This is a genomic window from Pseudomonas sp. AC083 (genome assembly GCF_979253165.1).
This window is the reverse complement of sequence record NZ_CEEDDH010000033.1, coordinates 2,039-5,025: the sequence shown is the minus strand read 5'-3', so window position 1 is coordinate 5,025 and position 2,987 is coordinate 2,039. Positions and strand designations below refer to the sequence as shown.

Below are 2,987 nucleotides of genomic sequence, written 5' to 3'. Positions count from 1 at the left end.
TCAGGTCAGCAAATTGCTTGGGTGTTATATGGTCAAGCCTCACGGGCAATTAGTATTGGTTAGCTCAACGCCTCACAGCGCTTACACACCCAACCTATCAACGTCGTAGTCTTCGACGGCCCTTCAGGGAACTCAAGGTTCCAGTGAGATCTCATCTTGAGGCAAGTTTCCCGCTTAGATGCTTTCAGCGGTTATCTTTCCCGAACATAGCTACCCGGCAATGCCACTGGCGTGACAACCGGAACACCAGAGGTTCGTCCACTCCGGTCCTCTCGTACTAGGAGCAGCCCCTCTCAAATCTCAAACGTCCACGGCAGATAGGGACCGAACTGTCTCACGACGTTCTAAACCCAGCTCGCGTACCACTTTAAATGGCGAACAGCCATACCCTTGGGACCGGCTTCAGCCCCAGGATGTGATGAGCCGACATCGAGGTGCCAAACACCGCCGTCGATATGAACTCTTGGGCGGTATCAGCCTGTTATCCCCGGAGTACCTTTTATCCGTTGAGCGATGGCCCTTCCATACAGAACCACCGGATCACTAAGACCTACTTTCGTACCTGCTCGACGTGTCTGTCTCGCAGTCAAGCGCGCTTTTGCCTTTATACTCTACGACCGATTTCCGACCGGTCTGAGCGCACCTTCGTACTCCTCCGTTACTCTTTAGGAGGAGACCGCCCCAGTCAAACTACCCACCATACACTGTCCTCGATCCGGATAACGGACCTGAGTTAGAACCTCAAAGTTGCCAGGGTGGTATTTCAAGGATGGCTCCACGCGAACTGGCGTCCACGCTTCAAAGCCTCCCACCTATCCTACACAAGCAAATTCAAAGTCCAGTGCAAAGCTATAGTAAAGGTTCACGGGGTCTTTCCGTCTAGCCGCGGATACACTGCATCTTCACAGCGATTTCAATTTCACTGAGTCTCGGGTGGAGACAGCGCCGCCATCGTTACGCCATTCGTGCAGGTCGGAACTTACCCGACAAGGAATTTCGCTACCTTAGGACCGTTATAGTTACGGCCGCCGTTTACCGGGGCTTCGATCAAGAGCTTCGCGTTAGCTAACCCCATCAATTAACCTTCCGGCACCGGGCAGGCGTCACACCCTATACGTCCACTTTCGTGTTTGCAGAGTGCTGTGTTTTTAATAAACAGTCGCAGCGGCCTGGTATCTTCGACCGGCATGAGCTTACGGAGCAAGTCCTTCACCCTCACCGGCGCACCTTCTCCCGAAGTTACGGTGCCATTTTGCCTAGTTCCTTCACCCGAGTTCTCTCAAGCGCCTTGGTATTCTCTACCCAACCACCTGTGTCGGTTTGGGGTACGGTTCCTGGTTACCTGAAGCTTAGAAGCTTTTCTTGGAAGCATGGCATCAACCACTTCGTCACCCAAAGGGTAACTCGTCATCAGCTCTCGGCCTTAAGATCCCGGATTTACCTAAGATCTCAGCCTACCACCTTAAACTTGGACAACCAACGCCAAGCTGGCCTAGCCTTCTCCGTCCCTCCATCGCAATAACCAGAAGTACAGGAATATTAACCTGTTTTCCATCGACTACGCTTTTCAGCCTCGCCTTAGGGACCGACTAACCCTGCGTCGATTAACGTTGCGCAGGAAACCTTGGTCTTTCGGCGTGGGTGTTTTTCACACCCATTGTCGTTACTCATGTCAGCATTCGCACTTCTGATACCTCCAGCAAGCTTCTCAACTCACCTTCACAGGCTTACAGAACGCTCCTCTACCGCATCACCCGAAGGTGATACCCGTAGCTTCGGTGTATGGTTTGAGCCCCGTTACATCTTCCGCGCAGGCCGACTCGACTAGTGAGCTATTACGCTTTCTTTAAAGGGTGGCTGCTTCTAAGCCAACCTCCTAGCTGTCTAAGCCTTCCCACATCGTTTCCCACTTAACCATAACTTTGGGACCTTAGCTGACGGTCTGGGTTGTTTCCCTTTTCACGACGGACGTTAGCACCCGCCGTGTGTCTCCCATGCTCGGCACTTGTAGGTATTCGGAGTTTGCATCGGTTTGGTAAGTCGGGATGACCCCCTAGCCGAAACAGTGCTCTACCCCCTACAGTGATACATGAGGCGCTACCTAAATAGCTTTCGAGGAGAACCAGCTATCTCCGAGCTTGATTAGCCTTTCACTCCGATCCACAGGTCATCCGCTAACTTTTCAACGGTAGTCGGTTCGGTCCTCCAGTCAGTGTTACCTAACCTTCAACCTGCCCATGGATAGATCGCCCGGTTTCGGGTCTATTCCCAGCGACTAGACGCCCTATTAAGACTCGCTTTCGCTACGCCTCCCCTATTCGGTTAAGCTCGCCACTGAAAATAAGTCGCTGACCCATTATACAAAAGGTACGCAGTCACAGAACAAAGTCTGCTCCCACTGCTTGTACGCATACGGTTTCAGGATCTATTTCACTCCCCTCTCCGGGGTTCTTTTCGCCTTTCCCTCACGGTACTAGTTCACTATCGGTCAGTCAGTAGTATTTAGCCTTGGAGGATGGTCCCCCCATATTCAGACAAAGTTTCTCGTGCTCCGTCCTACTCGATTTCATGACTAAGAGATTTTCGCGTACAGGGCTATCACCCACTATGGCCGCACTTTCCAGAGCGTTCCGCTAATCTCAAAGCCACTTAAGGGCTAGTCCCCGTTCGCTCGCCACTACTAAGGGAATCTCGGTTGATTTCTTTTCCTCAGGGTACTTAGATGTTTCAGTTCCCCTGGTTCGCCTCTTGCACCTATGTATTCAGTACAAGATAACCATCTTATGATGGCTGGGTTCCCCCATTCAGACATCTCCGGATCAAAGTCTGTTTGCCGACTCCCCGAAGCTTTTCGCAGGCTACCACGTCTTTCATCGCCTCTGACTGCCAAGGCATCCACCGTATGCGCTTCTTCACTTGACCATATAACCCCAAGCAATCTGGTTATACTGTGAAGACGACATTCGCCGAAAATTCGAATTTCTCAA

At 51.7% G+C, this 2,987-nt stretch carries 1 rRNA gene; it reads right to left on the bottom strand.

What is annotated here, in order from left to right:
• Positions 1-28: 28 nt before the first annotated feature.
• Positions 29-2,922 (bottom strand): 23S ribosomal RNA (locus tag AC0IXA_RS27100).
• Between the last annotated feature and the right edge of the window lie 65 nt (positions 2,923-2,987).